The sequence below is a fragment of the Streptomyces sp. NPDC111744 genome (assembly GCF_055634995.1).
Genome location: NZ_JBVKCG010000010.1, coordinates 244,900 through 262,613, shown reverse-complemented (window position 1 = coordinate 262,613; position 17,714 = coordinate 244,900). Strand labels below are relative to the sequence as shown.

Sequence of the window (17,714 nt, the reverse complement as noted above, 5' to 3'; positions counted from 1 at the left end):
TACACCTGGAGATATCGCCAATCGAGGATATCCGCAGGGTTACCGGAAGGTGAATTCACTGCTTTGGTGACGCGTCGACCACGGATTCCATCGCTTTCGCCACGGCTGTGCGCGTGCCCGCAGCGGCGGGAATGAAGCGGACATTGTGCGCGGTGGATCCGGCACCAACGGCGACGAATTGCGACTTAGGCGACCTCGGGGCCAATTGCCGCACCGCCGACACTGGTGCCTTGCCGACCGCCAGGACGAGGTCGCAGCGCTGCTGGATCAGGGTGTTCGCGTACGCCTGCGCGTTGGCCTCCGTCTCCGGCCCGGCGACCGCCAGGTAGCTGGCCTTGGCGTGGGTCGCCAGCGAGGCGTCCTTCATCCCCGCCCAAACCGGCGCCGCCTGGGGGCCAGCGACGCCCTTGGCGTCGGTGAGCAGGCAGGCGGCGAAGGACGTGTACTGACGGGCTCTCGGCGCGGGGGTGGCCTCGTCGCCCCCGCCCGACAGGCACAGGGCCACCACCGTACCGGCCACCGCCACCACCGCGGCTCCGCCGCCCCAGGCCCAGAGTTTCTTGCGCACGCGCGCCCACCCCTTCGAAACGAGCGCCGACGCACCGTCGCCGCAAACGGCGCGAGCATAGACCAACCAGTCGAATGACTTTTCCCGCCCGCGATGCGGGCGCCGGTCATGTCGGACATTTCGAGGCGGAGGGAGTTGGGGGCGATTCGGCTTACGGATGAACAGCAGCATTGGGGTGGCTACGAAGTACGACGCCGCGTCGGCCGCGACCGCACGAGCGGCGCCGATGAGGCCGACCAGTGCACCACCGGCGGATCGGCCCGCCACCAGCGCGAACGACCGGCTCAACTGGGTCTTGACGTTGCCCTCGACGAGGTCGGCTCGATCGAGCAGTTGCGGCATGTATGCCTGGTACGCGACCTGGAACGCCACATCGAATACGCCCTTGAGTAATGCGGCGAGATACAAGTGGGGCGTCGTGAGGCAGTCGGGGACCACGGCCAGGGGGAGCGAGCCGAGGATGACGAGCCGGTGGGCGCCGACCCGGTAAAGGTTTTCCACTACAACTGCGGCGAGGGCCGGACCGGGGACGAACAGACCGTGGCGGCGCTTCGCGCCGCCAACAAGCGAGAAGGCCCCCTCGCGGGGGCGGTTTCTAGGGGTCGTTGCAACACGTGGTCGTGTTGATCAGGCCGCGAGCAGTTTATGCAGGCGCTCGGCTGGGGTTTCCCAGCCGAGCGTTTTGCGTGGGCGCCCGTTGAGTTCGGCGGCGACGGAGGCCAGGTGCTCGCGGGTGTGGACCGACAGGTCGGTGCCCTTGGGAAAATACTGCCGGAGCAGGCCGTTGGTGTTTTCGTTGGAGCCGCGCTGCCAGGGGCTGGCCGGGTCGCAGAAGTAGACCGGGATGTCGGTGGCGAGGGTGAATGCGCCGTGGGCGCCCATCTCCGAGCCCTGGTCCCAGGTCAGGGACCGCGTGAGGTGGGACGGCAGGGTCTGGACCGTGGTGACCAGAGCCTCGCGGACGCTCTCGGCGCCGTGGTCGCCGGGCAGGTGCAGGAGCATGACGTAACGGGTGGCGCGCTCGACCAGGGTGCCGATGGCCGACTACCCGTTCTTGCCGATGATGAGGTCGCCCTCCCAGTGTCCGGGCACAGCCCGGTCCTCGGCGTCGGCGGGCCGTTCGCTGATCATGACCATGGGGGTGGTGAACCGCGGCTGGCGCTGCTGGGCCTGGCGGCGCGGCCTGCGGCGGGCGCGGCCGGTGCGCAGGGCGCGGGCCAGCTCGCGGCGCAGTTCGCCCCGGCCCTGGACGTAGAGGGCCTGGTAGACGGTCTCGTGGCCCACGTGCATCTCCGGCCGGTCGGGAAAGTGTGTCCGCAGAGCCTGGCAGATCTGCTCGGGGCTCCACCGCAGATACAGGCGGTCCTGGACGAAATCGCGCAGTTCGGGGTTCTGGCCGATCTTCCCCGGCTTGGGGCGGGGCCGGCGGGCATCGGCACGGGCCTGGGCGGCGTGCGGGCGGTACTGGCCGTTCGCCGGGTGCCGGTTGCGGCGGATTTCCCGGCTGATGGTGGACGGGCTGCGGCCCAGCTCGGCGGCGATCACCCGGACCGTCGCCTTCTCCCTCAGCCGGTCGGCTATGTGGATCCGGTCGGACTCGCGCAGGTACCGCGACGGATCACAGGGCGGCACCACCGCGTTGATCGGTGGTGCCGCCCTCTGATGACGGTCGGCGCTACGGCCGTTGCGCCACCGGCGCCCGGTCTTCTCGTTGATGCCGACGATCCGGCACGCCTCTTTGTTGCTCAGGCCCTGCTGCATGAGCTGGGAGTATGCCTCCCGCTCACGCAGCAGCCGCTTACGCCCCTGAGCCACCGTCCGGATCTCCCGGATCTTGAAGTCCATCGCATCCCCTGGACTGGGGTGTTGACGACCACTAGAACGGAAGGGGGGGCCTTCTCGCTTTCCGCCTGCTACTCAGACCGGATTATCTGAGTGACGACCCTCAATCGGGCGCCCTCGGGCATGGTCGGCAGCAGAATGTACTCGGCCGGTGTCTCGGCCCTCTCAGGACGGGGCGGGCCGTCCAAGGGCCGCAACGTCTCCTCCCCCCTGTCAGGGGATAAGGCGGCCGGACTTTCGACAAGCTCCTGCAGAGTCCCGTCCTCGGACATCACTCGGCCACAAGGTCACGTTCGTCGTCCGCAGGTGCCGGAGCCGGAACCGGGGCGGGCCGAGACTCGGGGCGACGCCACGGGGTCTTGATCGGGTGGGAGACTCCGCGCCACCACGGATCCGCGGGAAGCTGGCCCGAGGGCTCGAAGGGCTCTCCCGGGCGGGGCAGGGCCACCGCCTGGCCGACTCCCTCAGCTTCGTCCTTCGTCCACTCTCCGGGCTCTGCCCACGCATGCAGCGCCAGGTTGAAGGTACCCCAGTGGATCGGCAGCATCACCCCGTGCGGCTCGCCTCCTTGCAGGTCAAGGTGGGCTTGCACGCCTTGGGCGGGCGACATGTGAATGTCCGGCCACGCCCCCGGCAGCGGTGTATATTCCGTGCGGTTCTCGGGCCAGAACTCGCTGTACGCACCGATCTGGATCATCGTCGCGTCGAAGGGCCCATGGTCGGCGCCGATGTCCTTGAAGCCCTCGAAGTAACCGGTGTCACCGCTGTGGTAGATCCGGTGCTGGTCGCCCGCGACGGCCCAGGACGCCCACAGGGTGTGCTGGGTGTTGCGCAGACCACGGCCGCAGAAGTGGCGGGCGGGAGTGGCCGTCAGGGTGAGGCCGCCGACCCTGGTCTCCTCGTGCCAGTCCAGCTCGCGCAGCCGGTCGGCGGGGACGCCCCAGTGTTCGAGGTGGGCGCCGACGCCGAGCGGCACGGCGAAGAGGGTGTCCGTGCCGGCCAGCGCCTTGATGGTGGGCAGGTCGAGGTGGTCGTAGTGGTCGTGCGAGATGACCACCACGTCGACCGGGCCGAGCGCGGCCAGCGGCAGCGGCACCGGGTGCAGCCGCTTGGGCCCGGCGAACGGGAACGGGGAGCAGCGCTCGCCCCAGACGGGGTCGAAGAGGACGCGGTGTCCGTCGATCTCCGCGAGCACGCTGGAGTGGCCCATCCAGGTCAGCCGCAGCCCACCGGCGGCGGGCCGGGCGAGGTCGGCGACGGTGGTGGCGTGCACCGGGACGACGCCCCGGGGAGCTCGGCGGACGCGCTGCTCCTTCTCGAAGTAGATCTTCGCGAAGTCCAGCATCGAGCCTGAGGGGCGGGTGCGGGCGGTACCGCCGGGGTTCTGGAAGACACCGTCCTTGAAGTGCGGTGAGCCCTGAATGCGGGCCATGCGCTCGCCGCCGGGGTCCACGCCGAAGGCAGCGGGCCGCAGCATGCGGAGCCCGGAGCTCAGGGAGCGCAAACGGGTCACGGTACCTCCAGTGGTGTCGCCGAGATGCTCCATTATGGTCGGCCCCTCCGGTGGTCGGCGTTGACACCCTGTCGCCCACCTCCGGATACTGACCCACTGTTCAGTAGCACCCTCCTTCACCAACCCCTCAGGAGCCACTATGGCCGCTCCCCTGATGTCTCTCGTCTGGACCGACCACATCACCGGCCGGCAGGGTTTCCTGGTCGTCGACCGGCTGGTTCGGGGGGTGGCCAGCGGCGGTCTGCGGATGCGGCCGGGCTGCACCCTGGAGGAGGTCACCGGGCTGGCCCGCGGCATGACGATGAAGGAGGCACTGCACTACAACCCCGAGGGCCGCTACATCCCCCTGGGCGGGGCCAAGGGCGGAATCGACTGCGATCCGCAGGACCCGGGGTCGTACGCCCTGCTGGTCCGCTATCTGCGCGCAATGCGGCCATATGTCGAGAGCTTCTGGACCACCGGCGAGGACCTCGGGCTCACCCAGGATCTGGTGGACCGGGCGGCCGTCGAGGCCGGGCTGGTCTCCTCGGTCCAGGCCGTGTATCCGCTGCTGGACGACGAGGCCGCGGCCCGGCGGCGGCTGGCGGACGCCTTCGCCATCGAGGTGGACGGGATCGGTCTCGACGAGCTGGTCGGCGGCTGCGGAGTCGCCGAGTCGGCACTGACGGCCCTGGACCGGGCCGGGGTGCCGTACGCGGGGACGCGGGTCGCGGTGCAGGGGCTTGGCACGATGGGCGGGGCCACGGCGCGTTTCCTCGCCCGCGCGGGTCTCACGGTGGTGGCCGTCGCCGATGTCAAGGGCACGATCGCCAACCCCGCGGGCCTGGACGTCGAAGCGCTGCTGCGCGCGCGGGACGCGTACGGCACCGTCGACCGCGCGGTGCTGCGCCCCGGGGATCTCGAACTGCCGGGCGAAGCCTGGCTGTCCGCCGATGCGGAGGTGCTGGTGCCGGCGGCGGTGTCGTACGTCCTCGACGCGGCCAACGAGCACCTCGTCACCGCCCGCTGGATCGTGGAGGCGGGAAACATGCCCGTGCTACCCGAGGCGGAGGAGCGGCTCGCGGAGCGCGGGGTGACCGTGCTGCCGGACGTGGTGGTCAACTCGGGTACCAACGCCTGGTGGTGGTGGACCCTTTTCGGCGACATCGGGCCGGACGCGGACGAGGCGTTCGCCCACACCCGCCGCTCGATGCGGGCCCTGGTGAAGCTGATGCTGGATCGCGCCGAGTCCGACGGCATGACCCCGCGTGCCGCGGCCCACGCCCTGGTGGGCGACCGGCTGCCGGTGATCGCGGAACGGTTCGGCTGGTACCGGTGAGTGGACGGGCGCTCAGCGGCGCCCGACCCGCAGACCACCGTCGGCTCACGGCTGTGCGTCGCGGGTGAGGACGACGGCGTAGCGGCACGCGGCGTCGGTGGTGTTGGCGAAGACACGCTCGGCGGGCGGCCCGAGTTCCACGGTGTCGCCGGCGTCGAGTTCGTGGACCGTGCCACCGTCGTGGAAGGTCAGGCGGCCGTCGAGGACCCAGACGAGCTGTCGCACGAAGGCGAAGGCGGCCGCCGGGTAGGGCACCCGGGCTCCGGCGGGCAGGCGGATCTCGGCGATCTCCGCCGGGAAGCGCGGTCCGGTGATCTGACGGCGCCGGTAGCCGGTGCCGGGGTCGCGCCACTCGGCCGCGTCGGCGCCGCGCCGCACTCCCCCGGTGTCGGCCACGCCGTCCCGCACGCCTTCGGCGAGGGCGAGCAGGGAGGCGACGCTCAGCTGGAACGCGGCGGACAGCTTGCCGAGGACGACCGCGGTGGGGCTGCTCTCGCCGCGTTCGATCCGGCTGATCATCGCCGGGGAGACACCGGAGACGTCCGCGAGTTCGGCCAGGGTCCAGCGGCGGCGCTCCCGCTCGATGCGGACACGGGCCGCGATCCGCGCCACGAGGGGGTCCATCGGCGGATCTACTATGTTGGACATGAATCCAATATACGAGAGAGGCGGGGCGGTGACGGTCCGTCCGGCCCGACCCGGCGACCTGGAGGCCGTACGCGCGATCCGCAACCACGCGATCGAGCACTCGACGGCGTTGTGGACCGAGACCCCGCAGTCTCCCGTCGAGGGAGCGGCCTGGCTCGCCGCCCACCTGGCGCGCGGCTCGGCTTTCGTGGCCGAAGTGGCGGGCGAGGTCGCCGGGTTCGCGGTGTACGGCCCGTGGCGGGAGCTGGAAGGCTACCGGCACACGGTGGAGGACTCGGTCTACGTCCGCGAGGGCCGGCACGGGCTCGGCATCGGCTCGGCGCTGCTGGGCGCGCTCGTCGCCGCGGCGCGCGAGGCCGGCCACCACGTCGTGATCGCGGGCATCGAGGCGGAGAACACCGCGTCGGTCCGGCTGCACCAGCGGTTCGGCTTCGAGCACGCCGGCACGGTCCGGGAGGTGGGCACCAAGTTCGGCCGTTGGCTGGACCTCACGCTCATGCGACTGCCGCTGGCCTGAGACGGCAACGCGCGCCGAGGGTACGACCGATTAGGGTGACCGCGTGGCGAGAGTGCGGTTGAGTGTGGCCGAGCGGCGGGAGGAACTGCTGCGGGCCGCCATCGAGCAGATCGAGGCGCGGGGTGTGGCGGCGGTACGGATCGCCGACGTCGCCTCGGCCCTCGGGGTGAGCAACGCGCTGGTGCTGTACCACTTCTCGACGAAGGAGAGGCTGGTCGCCGCCGCCTTCGCCTACGCCGCCGAGGACGACCTGGCGCATCTGCGCAAGCTGCTGGGCCGCCGTACGTCGGCGTCGCGCCGGCTGCGGGCGGCGGTGCGCTGGTACGCGCCGACCGGGCAGGCCAAGGGCTGGCGGCTGTGGATCGAGGGCTGGGCGGTGGCGCTGCGCGAACCCGCCCTGCGGGAGGTCACCAAGGAGCTGGACCAGCAGTGGAAGGCGGCGATCGCCGAGGTCATCGCCGAAGGGGTGGCCGCCGGTGAGTTCCGGTGCCCCGACCCCCCGGCCGCCGCGCTGCGGCTGACCGCCCTGCTCGACGGGCTCGCGGTCCAGCTCACCTCGTACCCGGGTGCCCTGCCGCGCTCCCGCGCGCAGGAGTGGGTCGACGAGGCGCTGGCGCGCGAACTGGGGCTGCCCGCGGAGCAGTAAGGGGCGGCCCGCAAGGATGCCGCCCCTTACGCGCTCCTGCCGCCTCAAGCCACGGAAGCGATCCGCATCCTGATGTCGTCCGGGGAGAGCGCTCCCTTGGCCGTCGCATGGTCACCCGACGACTCACCGCGCAGCCGCCGCCCGATCCACGGCACCAGGTGCTCGCGGGCCCAGTGCACGTCGTCGCGGCGGACCTCCAGGGTGCCGCGGGGCGGCAGCGGCGGCCACGGCTGGTCCGGGTCGGCCGGCACCTCGACGCCGAGCACCTGACCGGCCCGCAGGGCCACGCGCGTGTGCCCCTCGGGAGAGAGGTGCAGCCGGTCGCCGTCCCAGGCCCGCCGGTCCTGCACGGTCTTCAGGGACCACAGGTCGAGGACAGGGCAGCCGTAACGGTCGGCGACGGCCCGGACATGCCCGTTGTAGGTGGCGATCTTGCCGCGCAGATGCTTGAGGACGGGCACGCCACGGGTGTCGAACCCGGTGGTCACCAGTACCGTGCCGACGGCTTCGGTCAGTTGGGCCACGGCCCGCTCGAACCGCTCGGCCACCTCGTCGGGGTCGGTGCCTGGGCGGATGATGTCGTTGCCGCCCGCGCAGAAGGAGACCAGGTCCGGGGCGAGTTCCAGGGCCTGCGGCACCTGGTCCGCCACGACCTGGTCGAGCAGTTTCCCGCGTACCGCGAGGTTGGTGTACTCGAAGTCGCCCTCGGGCCGCCGGTCCGACAGCAGTACCGCGAACCGGTCGGCCCAGCCGACGAACGCCCCGTCGGGGCCGGGGTCGCCGACACCCTCGGTGAAGCTGTCCCCCACCGCCACGTACGACCCGATCACTGATGCCTTGTCACTCTTCGAATCGTCTGCCACATCGGACCATGATTCACCTTTGACTGTGACCTACGCGACCGTAATAAGGGGTTGACTGGCGGTGAGATAAGACACTTCTAAATACTTCACCAAGGTTGGAATAAGGCTCTGATCAGCGACGTTGACGTGATGATCGCCAGACGCCGAAGTCACTGAACCTGAAGTGACTCCAGGTGGTACGGAACGCGAAGTACCCACCCTTGTAGGGCTCCAGGTCGGTGTAGTCGAACACCGGTCGGTCGTTGTTCCACCATTGCACAGCCCCGCCGTCGGAGACGATTCGCACATGGTTGGGCTGGTTCGCGACCAGGAGCGGTTCGGTGTAGTCGTAGACCAGCGGCCGTACGCCGGGCTCGCCGACGTAACGGCGGAGCCTGGTCGTCGTGTTGTAGTTGGCGCCGTAGCCGGCGTAGTACGTCTTCAGGTAGTCGTACTCGGCGAGCGCGCCACCGCGCGGGGTGGCGAACAGGTCGTCAGGGGAACGGACGTCGGTGGCGTTCCAGAAGTTGTTGAGGTCCGAGACGCGGTCGTTGGCGCCGCCCGCCGACACCGGTGTGGCGGTGTACCCCAGGACGTACGGCCCCTCCAGCCGTCGCCGGAACCAGACGGTGGCGCCGGCGGGCACGTCGACCTCCAGGACCCCGTGCGAGGCGGCGACCGTGCCGCCCTGCTCCAGCTCCACGAACCACTGGCCGAGACCGTGGCGGAAGTCGTCGTGGGCGATCAGCCGGCGATGCCGGTGCGCGGCGCTCGCCTGCCCAGCGGGCACGAAGGCCGCGAGGGCGGCTCCGGCGGCCAGGGCTCCGAAGCCTCGGCGGGTGGTCGTCATACGGCGGGTTCCTTCCGTCGGGGCGCGAGTGAGGGCGAGCGCATGAGCGGAAAGCGCTTGCACCCGGCGGGATCACTGTGCCGCCGCCCCGCCTTCGCTGTCGACGACCCGAACACTCCTGTCACGAGAAAGCAACGCGCCGAAGGCCGGACCCGGGGATCGGGGGTCCGGCCTTCGGAGTGCGTGTCAGATCGATGGAGGCGCCGGTTCAGCCGACGGCGAGGCCCTTCGAACGGAGGTAGGCGACCGGGTCGACGTCCGAGCCGTAGTCAGGGGTGGTCCGGATCTCGAAGTGGAGGTGCGGGCCGGTCACGTTGCCGGTGGCACCGGAGAGACCGATCTGCTGGCCCGCGGTCACGGTCTGGCCGACCGAGACGGAGAGCGCGGAGAGGTGGCCGTACTGCGCGTAGTAGCCGTCGGCGAGCCTGATGACGACCTGGTTGCCGTAGGAACCGCCCCAGCCGGCCGTGACGACCGTGCCCGCGCCGACGGCCTTGACCGGGGTGCCGGTCGGGACGACGAAGTCGACGCCGGTGTGGTAACCGCTGGACCACATGCTGCCGGCCACGTGGTAGCCGGTGCCGACCGTGGCACCGGTCACCGGGAGGGTGAAGCCGGAGGCCGTCGTCGTCGACGTGTCCGAGGAGAAGGTCGAGTTCGAGGACGACGACGAGGACGAGGACGAGGAGGGGGTGGACGACCGCGAGTGGGACCACGTCTCGGATCGGGAGTCCGAGTTCGGGGTCCGTGTCGTCGTGGTGTGACGGCCGCCGAGGGTGAGCTTGAGACCGGGGTGGATCAGCGAGGGGTTGTCGCCGACGGCCTGCCGGTTGTCGGCGTAGAGCCGGTGCCAGCCGCCGTCGACGTTCTGCTCGCGGGCGATCTTCGAGAGATAGTCGCCGGGCACCACCGTGTAGGTGTGGTGTGTGGAATTCTCGGTGGCGGAATTCTGAACGGCCGACTTCTGAACGGCGGCCTTCCGTACAGCCGTCTTCTCGATGATCGGAAGCGACTGCGTGGCCTTTTCGGAAACGGACTGCGCGGTGGCCGCGTGGGCGCCGGTCGCCCCCATGAGCGGCAGAGCCAGCGCGGCGCCACCGGTTCCGGCGACGGCCATGGAGCGGGTGAAACGCTGGGTCTTGGGGCGGCGGTGCTTACCCTTCGCGGGCATGACGCATTCCTCTCCGGCGCCTGCGAGGTGAGCTGTCGGGTTCGGGCTGGAGCTGCCCGGCCACGCGGGATGACGTGGCTGTACCCCTAGCCGTCCCGGGAACCGGAACAGGCGGTCATACCTGGTGGGTCCCCCGCTCCTGCCGTGCACGGGTGAGTGTGTGTGGGGATTCCGGGCGGCGGCAGGATTCGGCGTTCCGTCCGGATGCGTGGCGAACGTAAGCGAGCAAGACGCACCCGGACAAGCCATCGGTTCCGGCTGTCCGAGTTTCGCTTGATCCGTTACGGGGATTCCCGGTCGCCCTCCGTGCATCCCGGCTTTCCTCGCTTTCCTGATCCCCTTGAAAAGCACGGGAAGTACGTGGACATGACGAGCGACGGACGGTCACGAATATGACGCTCCTCACGCACGTCACGCCACGTCCCTCTATTCCAGAGCGAGTTGCAATGAAGGAGCCAATTCGGACAGAAGACTCAGATGCGGCGCAGCCGGAGAACTGCCGCATCCAGGTCACCGCGCAGCTCTGTGCGCAGCCCATGATGCAACAGAACAGCACCTCGGTGCACTTCGCCCGTTTCACGGCATTCATACGACGCTGTCGGGTCGAGCCCCTGCAGTCGCAGCGCCGGCATCGGCTCGCCGTAGCTCTGCGCCTGGAGCCAGGCGAGGACCACGGTCTCGTCGCCGAGCGTGTACTGCACCGCGCTGAGCCCGCCGGTCGGCGGCCGCAGCCGGAACTGGTCGCCGCGCTGCACCAGGGGCCGGATGTCCTTGTAGAGCTCCACCCAGCGGCCGGCCTCGGCGAGCTCTTCCTCGGTCCACTGCGAGAGGTCGCCGCCGACGCCGAGCGCCCCCGCCATGGAGCTGACGAAGCGGAAACGCAGCGAGCTGACCCGGCCGTTGAGCTGATGGTTCGGGCTGTCGGTGACCCAGGCGGACATCACCCGGGCGGGGTGGATCTGGCTGAAGCCGTGCTGGATGGCGAGCCGGTCCAGCGGGTCGGTGTTGTCGGAGGTCCACACCTCGTCGGTGCGGCTCATGATGCCGAGGTCGATCCGGCCGCCACCGCCGGAGCAGGACTCGATGGCGACGTTCGGGTGGGCTGCCCGGAGCCGGTCGAGCAGGGCGTACAGCCCGCGGACGTGGTCGACCCACAGGCGCTGCGGGTACGGCTCGCCGGGCCAGCCCGCGTCGGTGAAGCAGCGGTTGAAGTCCCACTTGACGTAGTCGATCGGGGCGCTGGACAGCAGGGTGTCGAGCTGTTCCCAGAGGTACTCCTGGACGTCCTCGCGGGCGAGGTTGAGGACGAGCTGATTGCGTAGTTCCGTCCGCTTCCGTCCCTGCTGGTACTGGACCCAGTCGGGGTGCGCGCGGTACAGGTCGCTGTCCGCGTTGACCATCTCGGGTTCGACCCAGATGCCGAACTGCATACCGAGGGCGTGCACATAGTCCGCGAGGGGCCTGAGCCCGTTCGGGAAGCGGTCGGGGTTGGGCGTCCAGTCGCCGAGGCCCGCGCGGTCGCTGGTGCGGGCGCCGAACCAGCCGTCGTCGACCACGAACAGTTCGACGCCGATCGCGGCGGCCCGCCGGGCGAGGGTGGCCTGCTGCTCCTCGGAGATGTCGAAGGTGGTGGCCTCCCAGGAGTTGAACAGCACCGGCCGGTCCCGGTCTGCGTCCGGGATGATGTACGCCCGCTGGTAGGCGTGCCAGGCGCGGCTCGCCCCGCCGAAGCCGCCGTCGGTCCACAGGCCCGCGAAGACCGGGCTGGTGTACGACTCGCCCTCCGCCAGCATCAGCAGGCCCGAGTCGTCGTAACCGGCGCCGCCGGTGATCTGCACGCGCGCGTCGGGGAGTTGGGCGACGGCGATCCGCCAGGAGCCGGACCAGCCGAGGGCACAGCCCCAGACCTCGCCACGCTCCTCGGTGGCGTCGGTGTCGAGGGCGACCCAGGGCAGGTGCTGGTGGCCGGTGTGGCCGCGGCGGCTGCCGATGACCTTCTCGCCGTAGGTGAGCGGGGCGCTGGTGAGGCGGGACTCGGCGGCCCAGCGGCCGTGCAGCTGGGAGAGCCGCCAGCCCTCGCGGTCGGGTAGCGTCCAGGCGGCGGGGTCGGCGCGCAGCAGCTCCACGCGCGCGTCACCCTGGTTGTCGACGGTCACCCAGCGCTCGACGACATCGCCGCGCATCCGGTAGTGCAGGGTGATGAGGATCCGGTCGTCCCGGAAGCGAAGCCGGAGTCCCTCACCGTTCGCGGCATCCCCGGTGCCGCCGTCCGTCTCGTACGACTCGAAGGTCCACTCGGTGCCGCGGCGTTCCTCGGTGCGCACGGAGAGCGCGGGGCGGACGAAGCGGGGGCCGCCCTCGACGGGGTACTCCTCACGGCCGTCCAGCGGGGACTCGAAGGCCCAGTAGCGGGGCAGCGCCCGGGTGCTGAGTTCCTCGGCGTCGGCGAGCCCGATTTTGGGGCCCCAGTGCAGGTGGAGCAGCTCGTCGTCCTCCGTGAGGTGCAGCGCGTAGCTGCTGCCGGGGCCCGACAGGAGCCAGGTACGACCGTTCTCGGCGATGTCCACCACTAGAAACCTCACACAGGTGCCAACAGATCCGCTCAAGCACCAACATCATCAAGGCCACGGGCCCCTGAAGCAACGCCTGTGGACAACTCATTGCCCGCGGAAACCGATGTCGTATGGTCGACCCAGTGCCCGTCGACGAGGAGCGCCGACGGGGCCGGCCGGGAGGAGCCCCCGTGACGCAGCAGGTCCCGTCCACCGAGCCCGAGCTGGCCGGTGTGCGTAACTTCCGTGACGTGGGTGGCCTGCCGACCGTGGACGGGCGCCGGGTCCGGCAGGGTGTGCTGTTCCGCAGCGGGCATCTGGCACACGCGACGGAGCAGGACGCGCAGTTCCTCGCCTCCCTCGGTCTGCACACGATCTTCGACTTCCGCAACGCGGCCGACCAGAAGCTGGAGGGCCCGGACGTCGAGCTGCCCGGCGTGCGGAACCTGAACCTGCCGCTGACCGACCCGGCGCACGGCGCCGAGTTCTGGACGATGGTCCGCGAGGGCGACATCGAGCAGCTGCGCGGACTCCTGGGCGATGGCAAGGCCGCGAACCGGATGGTCAACTCGTATCGCACGATCGTCAGGGACCGTACCGACGAGCACTCGCGCGTGTTGCACGCGCTCGCCGAGGACAGCGTCCCGGCGCTGATGCACTGCGCGGCCGGCAAGGACCGGGCGGGGATCTCGATAGCCGTGACGCTCCTCGCGGTGGGCGTGGAGCGGGACGCGATCCTCGCCGACTATCTGGAGTCCAACGCCAAGCACCGCCGCTACAAGGTGCGGCGCAGCGGCGGCGGGGACAGCGCGTACAGCCCCGAGGTGATGGAGCTGCTGAGCCCGCTCTTCGACGCCCGCGCGGAGTATCTGACGGCGGCCTTCGAGAGCATCGAGAAGACGTGGGGTGACGTCGAAACGTACCTGGAGCAGGGTCTGAAGGTCACCCCGGAGGTCCGCGAGCGGCTGCGCGCCCGCCTCCTCGACTGAGGCCGGGCGGCCACGGGAGGGCTCAGCCCTTGCCGCCGACGGCGAACAGCAGGTAGAGGAACGCGGCGAATACGTGCCCGACGGCGATGTAGATGATCAGCCGGACCCACAGGGCCCGGGGGAACTTCTCCTCGATGTTGCTCACGGCAGCTCTCCAGTGATCGGCCCCAGGCACAACGCGGCCAGGGGACTCTGCAGCAGGGTGTGGACGAACAGGAGCTCGACCCCGTCGTGGTCCTCGGCGGCGAGCCGGTGCGGGGTGAGCGAGTCGAAGTGCGCGCTGTCGCCGGGCGCGAGCACATGGATGGTGTCGCCGAGGCGCAGCCGGAGCCGCCCGTGCAGGACGTACAGCCACTCCTCGCCGGGATGCACCCGGACGATGTCGCCCTGGGTGCCGTACGGCACCCGGACGCGCAGCGCCTGCATGCCCCGGCCGGGCGCCCCGGCCTGCCAGTACGTCCAGCCGCCCGCCTTGGTCGGCTCCATGTCCGCGGCACGCACGAGCGCGTCCCGGTCGGCGACCGTCTCGCCGAGCAACTCGGAAACCGTCGTACCGTAGACACGTGCGAGCGCGAGCAGCATCGGCAGCGAGGGCTGGCGCTGCCCGGTCTCCAGCCGGGAGAGGTGGGCCGGCGACAGCCCGGCGTCCCGGGCAGCGGCCTCCAGGGTGAGGCCGGCGCGGCGGCGCAGAGAGCGCAGCTGCGGGCCGACGGAGGGCAGGTCGTCGCCGGGACCGGCGGGCGGCGCCGGGTCTGAGGCGTTCATACCTCTATTGAGCCTGGCTGTTGCCTCAGCGGCAAATTCCTTGCCTCTCAGACAAAAAGCGGGGCCGCCCGCAGCAGGCCCCCGCTGGGCGTCAGCGGTTGGCCACCGCCTGCTTGATGAGGGTCTTGCTGAAGTCCCACATCAGGCCGCCGCCGCTGTGGGCGTCGTCCATCACGTCCGTGAAGGCCGCCACGAAGCGGTCCACGTCCGACTCGTCGACGATCAGCGGTGGGATGAGCTTGATGACCTCCAGATGGTCGCCGGAGACCTGGGTGAGGATCCGGTGCCGTTGCAGCAGCGGTACGACGACCATCTGCGCGAACAGACCCTTGCGGGCGGCCTGGAGCATGGTCCAGCGGCTGCGCAGCTTCAGTGAGCTGGGCCTGCCGAACTCGATGCCGATCATCAGGCCCCGGCCGCGTACGTCGGCGAGCAGCTCGTACTTGTCGATCAGCGCGGTGAGCCGCGACTTGAGCTGCTCCCCCACGGCCCGGGCGTTGGCGACGATCTGGTCGTTCTCCATGACGGAGAGAACGGCCAGTCCGGCCGCCATCGCCTGGGCGTTCGCGCCGAAGCTCGCCGAGTGGACCAGGACGCGGTCCATGGACGAGTAGACCTTCTTGAAGATCCAGTCCTTGCCGAGGGTCGCGCCCACGGGGACATAGCCGCCGGACAACGCCTTGGCCACGCACACCAGGTCCGGCTCGACGCCGTCCTCGTGCTGGTAGGCGTAGAAGTCGCCGGTGCGGCCGAGGCCGGTCTGCACCTCGTCGGCGATCAGCAGCGCCTTGTGCCTGTGCAGCAGTTCCTGGGCGCCGCGCAGATAGCCGGGCGGGGCCTCGTGCACGCCCTTGCCCTGGATCGGCTCGACGATCAGGGCGGCGACATCGCCCTTCTTCAGCTCCCGGGCGAGCGCGTCCAGGTCACCGAGGGGGACGGCCGTGTCGGGCAGCAGCGGGGCGAAGCCGTCCCGGAAGCCGTCCTCGCCGTTGACCGACAGCGAGCCCGTGGTCAGGCCGTGGAAGGCGTGGTCGCAGTAGAGGACGCGCGGTCTTCCGGTGGCGAAGCGGGCGAACTTCAGGGCCGTCTCGACGGCCTCGGTGCCGCTGTTGCCGAAGAACACCCGGTCCAGGTGCGGGGTGTGGATGAGGAGCCGTTCGGCGAGCAGTCCGGGCAGCGGCTGGCAGTCGAAGCGGGTGAGGTCGGCAAGCTGGGCGTCCAGGACGTCGTGCAGGGCCTTGCGGACGACAGGGTGGTGGCGGCCCAGACCCATCACCCCGAACCCGGCGAGCATGTCCAGGTAGTCGTTGCCGTCCGCGTCCCAGAAGTGGGCGCCCTCGGCGCGCTCGTAAACCTTGTCGAAGCCGATGGTGTGCAGCATGCGCGGGAGCTGGTGGTTCAGGTACTTGGTGTGCAGCTCGTAGCGCTCGGCTCCGCGCTCGGCCAGCAACGCGCCGAGGTCGAACTCCGTACTCATTGCTTCTCCTTGTCGGCACCCCGCAGGGGCGCGGGGCGCGTCGATGTGCGGCTGCCGCCGCGGGGCGCGATCAACCCAGCCGGTGCCGCACCCGCCACACGACCTCGCCCGGTGTCCCCGCGGGCGCCTTCGGCCCCCCGCCCCGCGAGGCTCGCCCCGATCCGCCCGGCGATCTCCACCGGCGTCAGCCCGATGTCGGCCAGCACTTCCCCCCGCTTCGCATGCGCCAGAAACTGCTCCGGAATCCCGAACCGGCGTACCGGCACGTCCACTTCGGCGTCACCGAGCGCGAGCGCGACCGCCGCGCCGACGCCGGCCGCCCGGCTGTTGTCCTCGACGACGGCCACCAGCTCGTGCTGTGCCGCCAGGACCGGCAGCGCGGGGTCCACGGGCTTGACCCAACGGGGGTCCACGACCGTGCAGCTGATGCCCCGAGCGGCCAGCAGCTCCGCGGCCTGAAGGCACACCGGCGCCATCACGCCGACCGCGACCAGCAGTACCTGAGCGTCCGCGCCCCGATGCAGCACGTCCAGCCCGCCGATCCGGTCGACGGCCGGGATCTCCGGCCCCACCGACTCCTTCGGGAAGCGGACCAGGGTGGGCGCGTCGTCCACGGCGACCGCCTCGCGCAGCTGGAGGCGCAGTTGTTCCGCGTCGCGCGGGGCGGCGATCCGCAGGCCCGGGACCACCTGGAGGACGGACATGTCCCACATGCCGTTGTGGGAGGCGCCGTCGACACCCGTGACGCCCGCCCGGTCCAGGACGAACGTCACCCCGCAGCGGTGCAGCGCCACGTCCATCAGCAGCTGGTCGAAGGCGCGGTTGAGGAAGGTGGCGTAGACGGCGACGACCGGATGCAGTCCGCCGGTCGCGAGGCCGGCCGCCGAGACGGTCGCGTGCTGCTCGGCGATGCCGACGTCCCAGACCCGGTCGGGGAAGCGCTCGGCGAACTTGCCGAGACCGACGGGGTGCAGCATGGCGGCGGTGATCGCCACGACGTCGTCCCGTTCCTCGCCGATCCGGACGATCTCGTCACCGAACACCGAGGTCCAGGAAGGTCCGTTGGACGGCGCGAGCGGCTCGCAGGTGAGCGGGTCCATCACGCCGACGGTGTGGAAGTGGTCCTCCTCGTGGGCGAGCGCGGGCTCGTAGCCGCGGCCCTTCTCGGTGAGGCAGTGGACCAGCACGGGGCCGTGGAAGCGTTTGGCGCGTCGCAGCGCCGACTCGACCGCCTTGAGGTCATGGCCGTCGATCGGACCGACGTACTTGAGGCCCAGGTCCTCGAACATGCCCTGCGGGGCGAAGGCGTCCTTGAAGCCCTTCTTGGCGCCGTGCAGGGACTCGTAGAGGGTGTTGCCGACGATCGGGGTGCGCAGGAGTACGTCCTTGCCCCAGGCCAGCACCCGCTCGTAGCCGTCGGTGGTGCGCAGGGTGGCCAGATGGTTGGCGAGCCCGCCGATGGTGGGGGCGTACGACCGTTCGTTGTCGTTGACGACGATGATCAGCGGCCGGTCCCTGGCGGCCGCGATGTTGTTGAGCGCCTCCCAGGCCATGCCGCCGGTCAGCGCGCCGTCGCCGATCACCGCGACGACATGGCCCTTCTCCCCCTGCACCTGGCGGGCCTTGGCGAGGCCGTCCGCCCAGCCGAGCGCGGTGGACGCGTGGCTGTTCTCGATGATGTCGTGCTCGGACTCCTCGCGCGAGGGATATCCGGACAGGCCGCCCTTACCGCGCAGCTTGGAGAAATCCTGGCGGCCCGTCAGCAACTTGTGCACATAGCTCTGGTGACCGGTGTCCCAGAGAATGCGGTCGACCGGGGACTCGAAGACCCGGTGCAGTGCGACGGTCAGTTCCACGACGCCCAGGTTGGGGCCGAGGTGACCGCCGGTCCTGGCGACCGCATGCACCAGGAACTCGCGTATTTCTTCGGACAGTTCACGAAGTTCCGCCTCGGACAGCGCCTTCAGGTCGCGTGGTCCCCGGATGGTCTCCAGAATTGTCACGCTCGGCCCCCTC

The 17,714-nt window shown here is 70.4% G+C and carries 15 protein-coding genes, 1 pseudogene and 1 riboswitch; of the genes and pseudogenes, 4 read left to right on the top strand and 12 right to left on the bottom strand.

The window, feature by feature from the left end; genetic code table 11:
• Window positions 1–55: 55 nt before the first annotated feature.
• The 3 genes and pseudogenes from ACZ7OO_RS23790 to ACZ7OO_RS23780 form a co-directional block, all read right to left on the bottom strand.
• Complete coding sequence (locus tag ACZ7OO_RS23790) at window positions 56–1,069, bottom strand: hypothetical protein (protein ID WP_471507354.1); 1,014 nt, start codon at window positions 1,067–1,069, stop codon at window positions 56–58.
• A 126-nt stretch (window positions 1,070–1,195) separates the two neighbouring features.
• Window positions 1,196–2,413: pseudogene (locus ACZ7OO_RS23785) on the bottom strand (IS30 family transposase).
• A gap of 268 nt (window positions 2,414–2,681) precedes the next feature.
• On the bottom strand, window positions 2,682–3,956 hold the full coding sequence (locus ACZ7OO_RS23780; RefSeq protein ID WP_471507352.1) for an MBL fold metallo-hydrolase: 1,275 nt from the start codon (window positions 3,954–3,956) through the stop codon (window positions 2,682–2,684).
• A gap of 106 nt (window positions 3,957–4,062) precedes the next feature.
• Between ACZ7OO_RS23780 and ACZ7OO_RS23775 the strand changes: the two genes are divergently transcribed.
• Window positions 4,063–5,241 (top strand): glutamate dehydrogenase, encoded by a 1,179-nt coding sequence (locus ACZ7OO_RS23775; RefSeq protein ID WP_471507350.1) that lies wholly within the window; start codon window positions 4,063–4,065, stop codon window positions 5,239–5,241.
• A 45-nt stretch (window positions 5,242–5,286) separates the two neighbouring features.
• On the opposite strand, the gene ACZ7OO_RS23770 is transcribed toward ACZ7OO_RS23775, so the two are convergent.
• The gene (locus ACZ7OO_RS23770; protein ID WP_471507348.1) at window positions 5,287–5,889 is read right to left on the bottom strand and encodes a helix-turn-helix domain-containing protein; all 603 of its coding nucleotides are present in this window, start codon (window positions 5,887–5,889) and stop codon (window positions 5,287–5,289) included.
• Between ACZ7OO_RS23770 and ACZ7OO_RS23765 the strand changes: the two genes are divergently transcribed.
• A complete protein-coding gene (locus ACZ7OO_RS23765; RefSeq protein ID WP_471507346.1) occupies window positions 5,888–6,406 on the top strand; it encodes a GNAT family N-acetyltransferase in 519 nt (172 codons plus the stop codon). The two genes, ACZ7OO_RS23770 and ACZ7OO_RS23765, sit on opposite strands and share 2 nt — an antisense overlap.
• Before the next feature lie 43 nt (window positions 6,407–6,449).
• Window positions 6,450–7,052: a TetR/AcrR family transcriptional regulator gene (locus ACZ7OO_RS23760; RefSeq protein WP_471507344.1), complete on the top strand. Its 603-nt coding sequence runs from the start codon at window positions 6,450–6,452 to the stop codon at window positions 7,050–7,052.
• Between the two features lie 44 nt (window positions 7,053–7,096).
• Here the strand turns inward: ACZ7OO_RS23760 and ACZ7OO_RS23755 are convergent, their stop codons facing one another.
• From ACZ7OO_RS23755 to ACZ7OO_RS23740, 4 genes are all read right to left on the bottom strand, one after another.
• Window positions 7,097–7,882 carry an SGNH/GDSL hydrolase family protein gene (locus ACZ7OO_RS23755; RefSeq protein ID WP_471507414.1) on the bottom strand — a complete coding sequence of 262 codons (786 nt, stop codon included), beginning with the start codon at window positions 7,880–7,882 and terminating at the stop codon, window positions 7,097–7,099.
• 145 nt (window positions 7,883–8,027) lie between these two features.
• Window positions 8,028–8,744 carry a DUF6250 domain-containing protein gene (locus tag ACZ7OO_RS23750; RefSeq protein ID WP_471507342.1) on the bottom strand — a complete coding sequence of 239 codons (717 nt, stop codon included), beginning with the start codon at window positions 8,742–8,744 and terminating at the stop codon, window positions 8,028–8,030.
• A 208-nt stretch (window positions 8,745–8,952) separates the two neighbouring features.
• Window positions 8,953–9,915 (bottom strand): M23 family metallopeptidase, encoded by a 963-nt coding sequence (locus ACZ7OO_RS23745; protein WP_471507340.1) that lies wholly within the window; start codon window positions 9,913–9,915, stop codon window positions 8,953–8,955.
• A gap of 4 nt (window positions 9,916–9,919) precedes the next feature.
• Window positions 9,920–10,080, bottom strand: a riboswitch (cyclic di-AMP (ydaO/yuaA leader).
• A gap of 308 nt (window positions 10,081–10,388) precedes the next feature.
• A complete protein-coding gene (locus ACZ7OO_RS23740) occupies window positions 10,389–12,485 on the bottom strand; it encodes an alpha-galactosidase (protein ID WP_471507412.1) in 2,097 nt (698 codons plus the stop codon).
• A gap of 173 nt (window positions 12,486–12,658) precedes the next feature.
• On the opposite strand from ACZ7OO_RS23740, the gene ACZ7OO_RS23735 reads away from it, so the two are divergent.
• Entirely contained in the window at window positions 12,659–13,456 is a 798-nt protein-coding gene (locus tag ACZ7OO_RS23735) for a tyrosine-protein phosphatase (protein WP_471507338.1), read from the top strand.
• A 22-nt stretch (window positions 13,457–13,478) separates the two neighbouring features.
• On the opposite strand, the gene ACZ7OO_RS23730 is transcribed toward ACZ7OO_RS23735, so the two are convergent.
• The 4 genes from ACZ7OO_RS23730 to dxs form a co-directional block, all read right to left on the bottom strand.
• On the bottom strand, window positions 13,479–13,601 hold the full coding sequence (locus tag ACZ7OO_RS23730; RefSeq protein ID WP_123972047.1) for a DUF6126 family protein: 123 nt from the start codon (window positions 13,599–13,601) through the stop codon (window positions 13,479–13,481).
• Window positions 13,598–14,221 (bottom strand): helix-turn-helix domain-containing protein, encoded by a 624-nt coding sequence (locus ACZ7OO_RS23725; RefSeq protein WP_471507336.1) that lies wholly within the window; start codon window positions 14,219–14,221, stop codon window positions 13,598–13,600. The genes ACZ7OO_RS23730 and ACZ7OO_RS23725 overlap by 4 nt, the downstream gene beginning before the upstream one ends.
• Before the next feature lie 91 nt (window positions 14,222–14,312).
• Window positions 14,313–15,698 carry an aspartate aminotransferase family protein gene (locus ACZ7OO_RS23720; protein WP_471507334.1) on the bottom strand — a complete coding sequence of 462 codons (1,386 nt, stop codon included), beginning with the start codon at window positions 15,696–15,698 and terminating at the stop codon, window positions 14,313–14,315.
• Window positions 15,695–17,701: a 1-deoxy-D-xylulose-5-phosphate synthase gene (gene dxs, locus ACZ7OO_RS23715; protein WP_471507332.1), complete on the bottom strand. Its 2,007-nt coding sequence runs from the start codon at window positions 17,699–17,701 to the stop codon at window positions 15,695–15,697. The genes ACZ7OO_RS23720 and dxs overlap by 4 nt, the downstream gene beginning before the upstream one ends.
• Window positions 17,702–17,714: the final 13 nt, after the last annotated feature.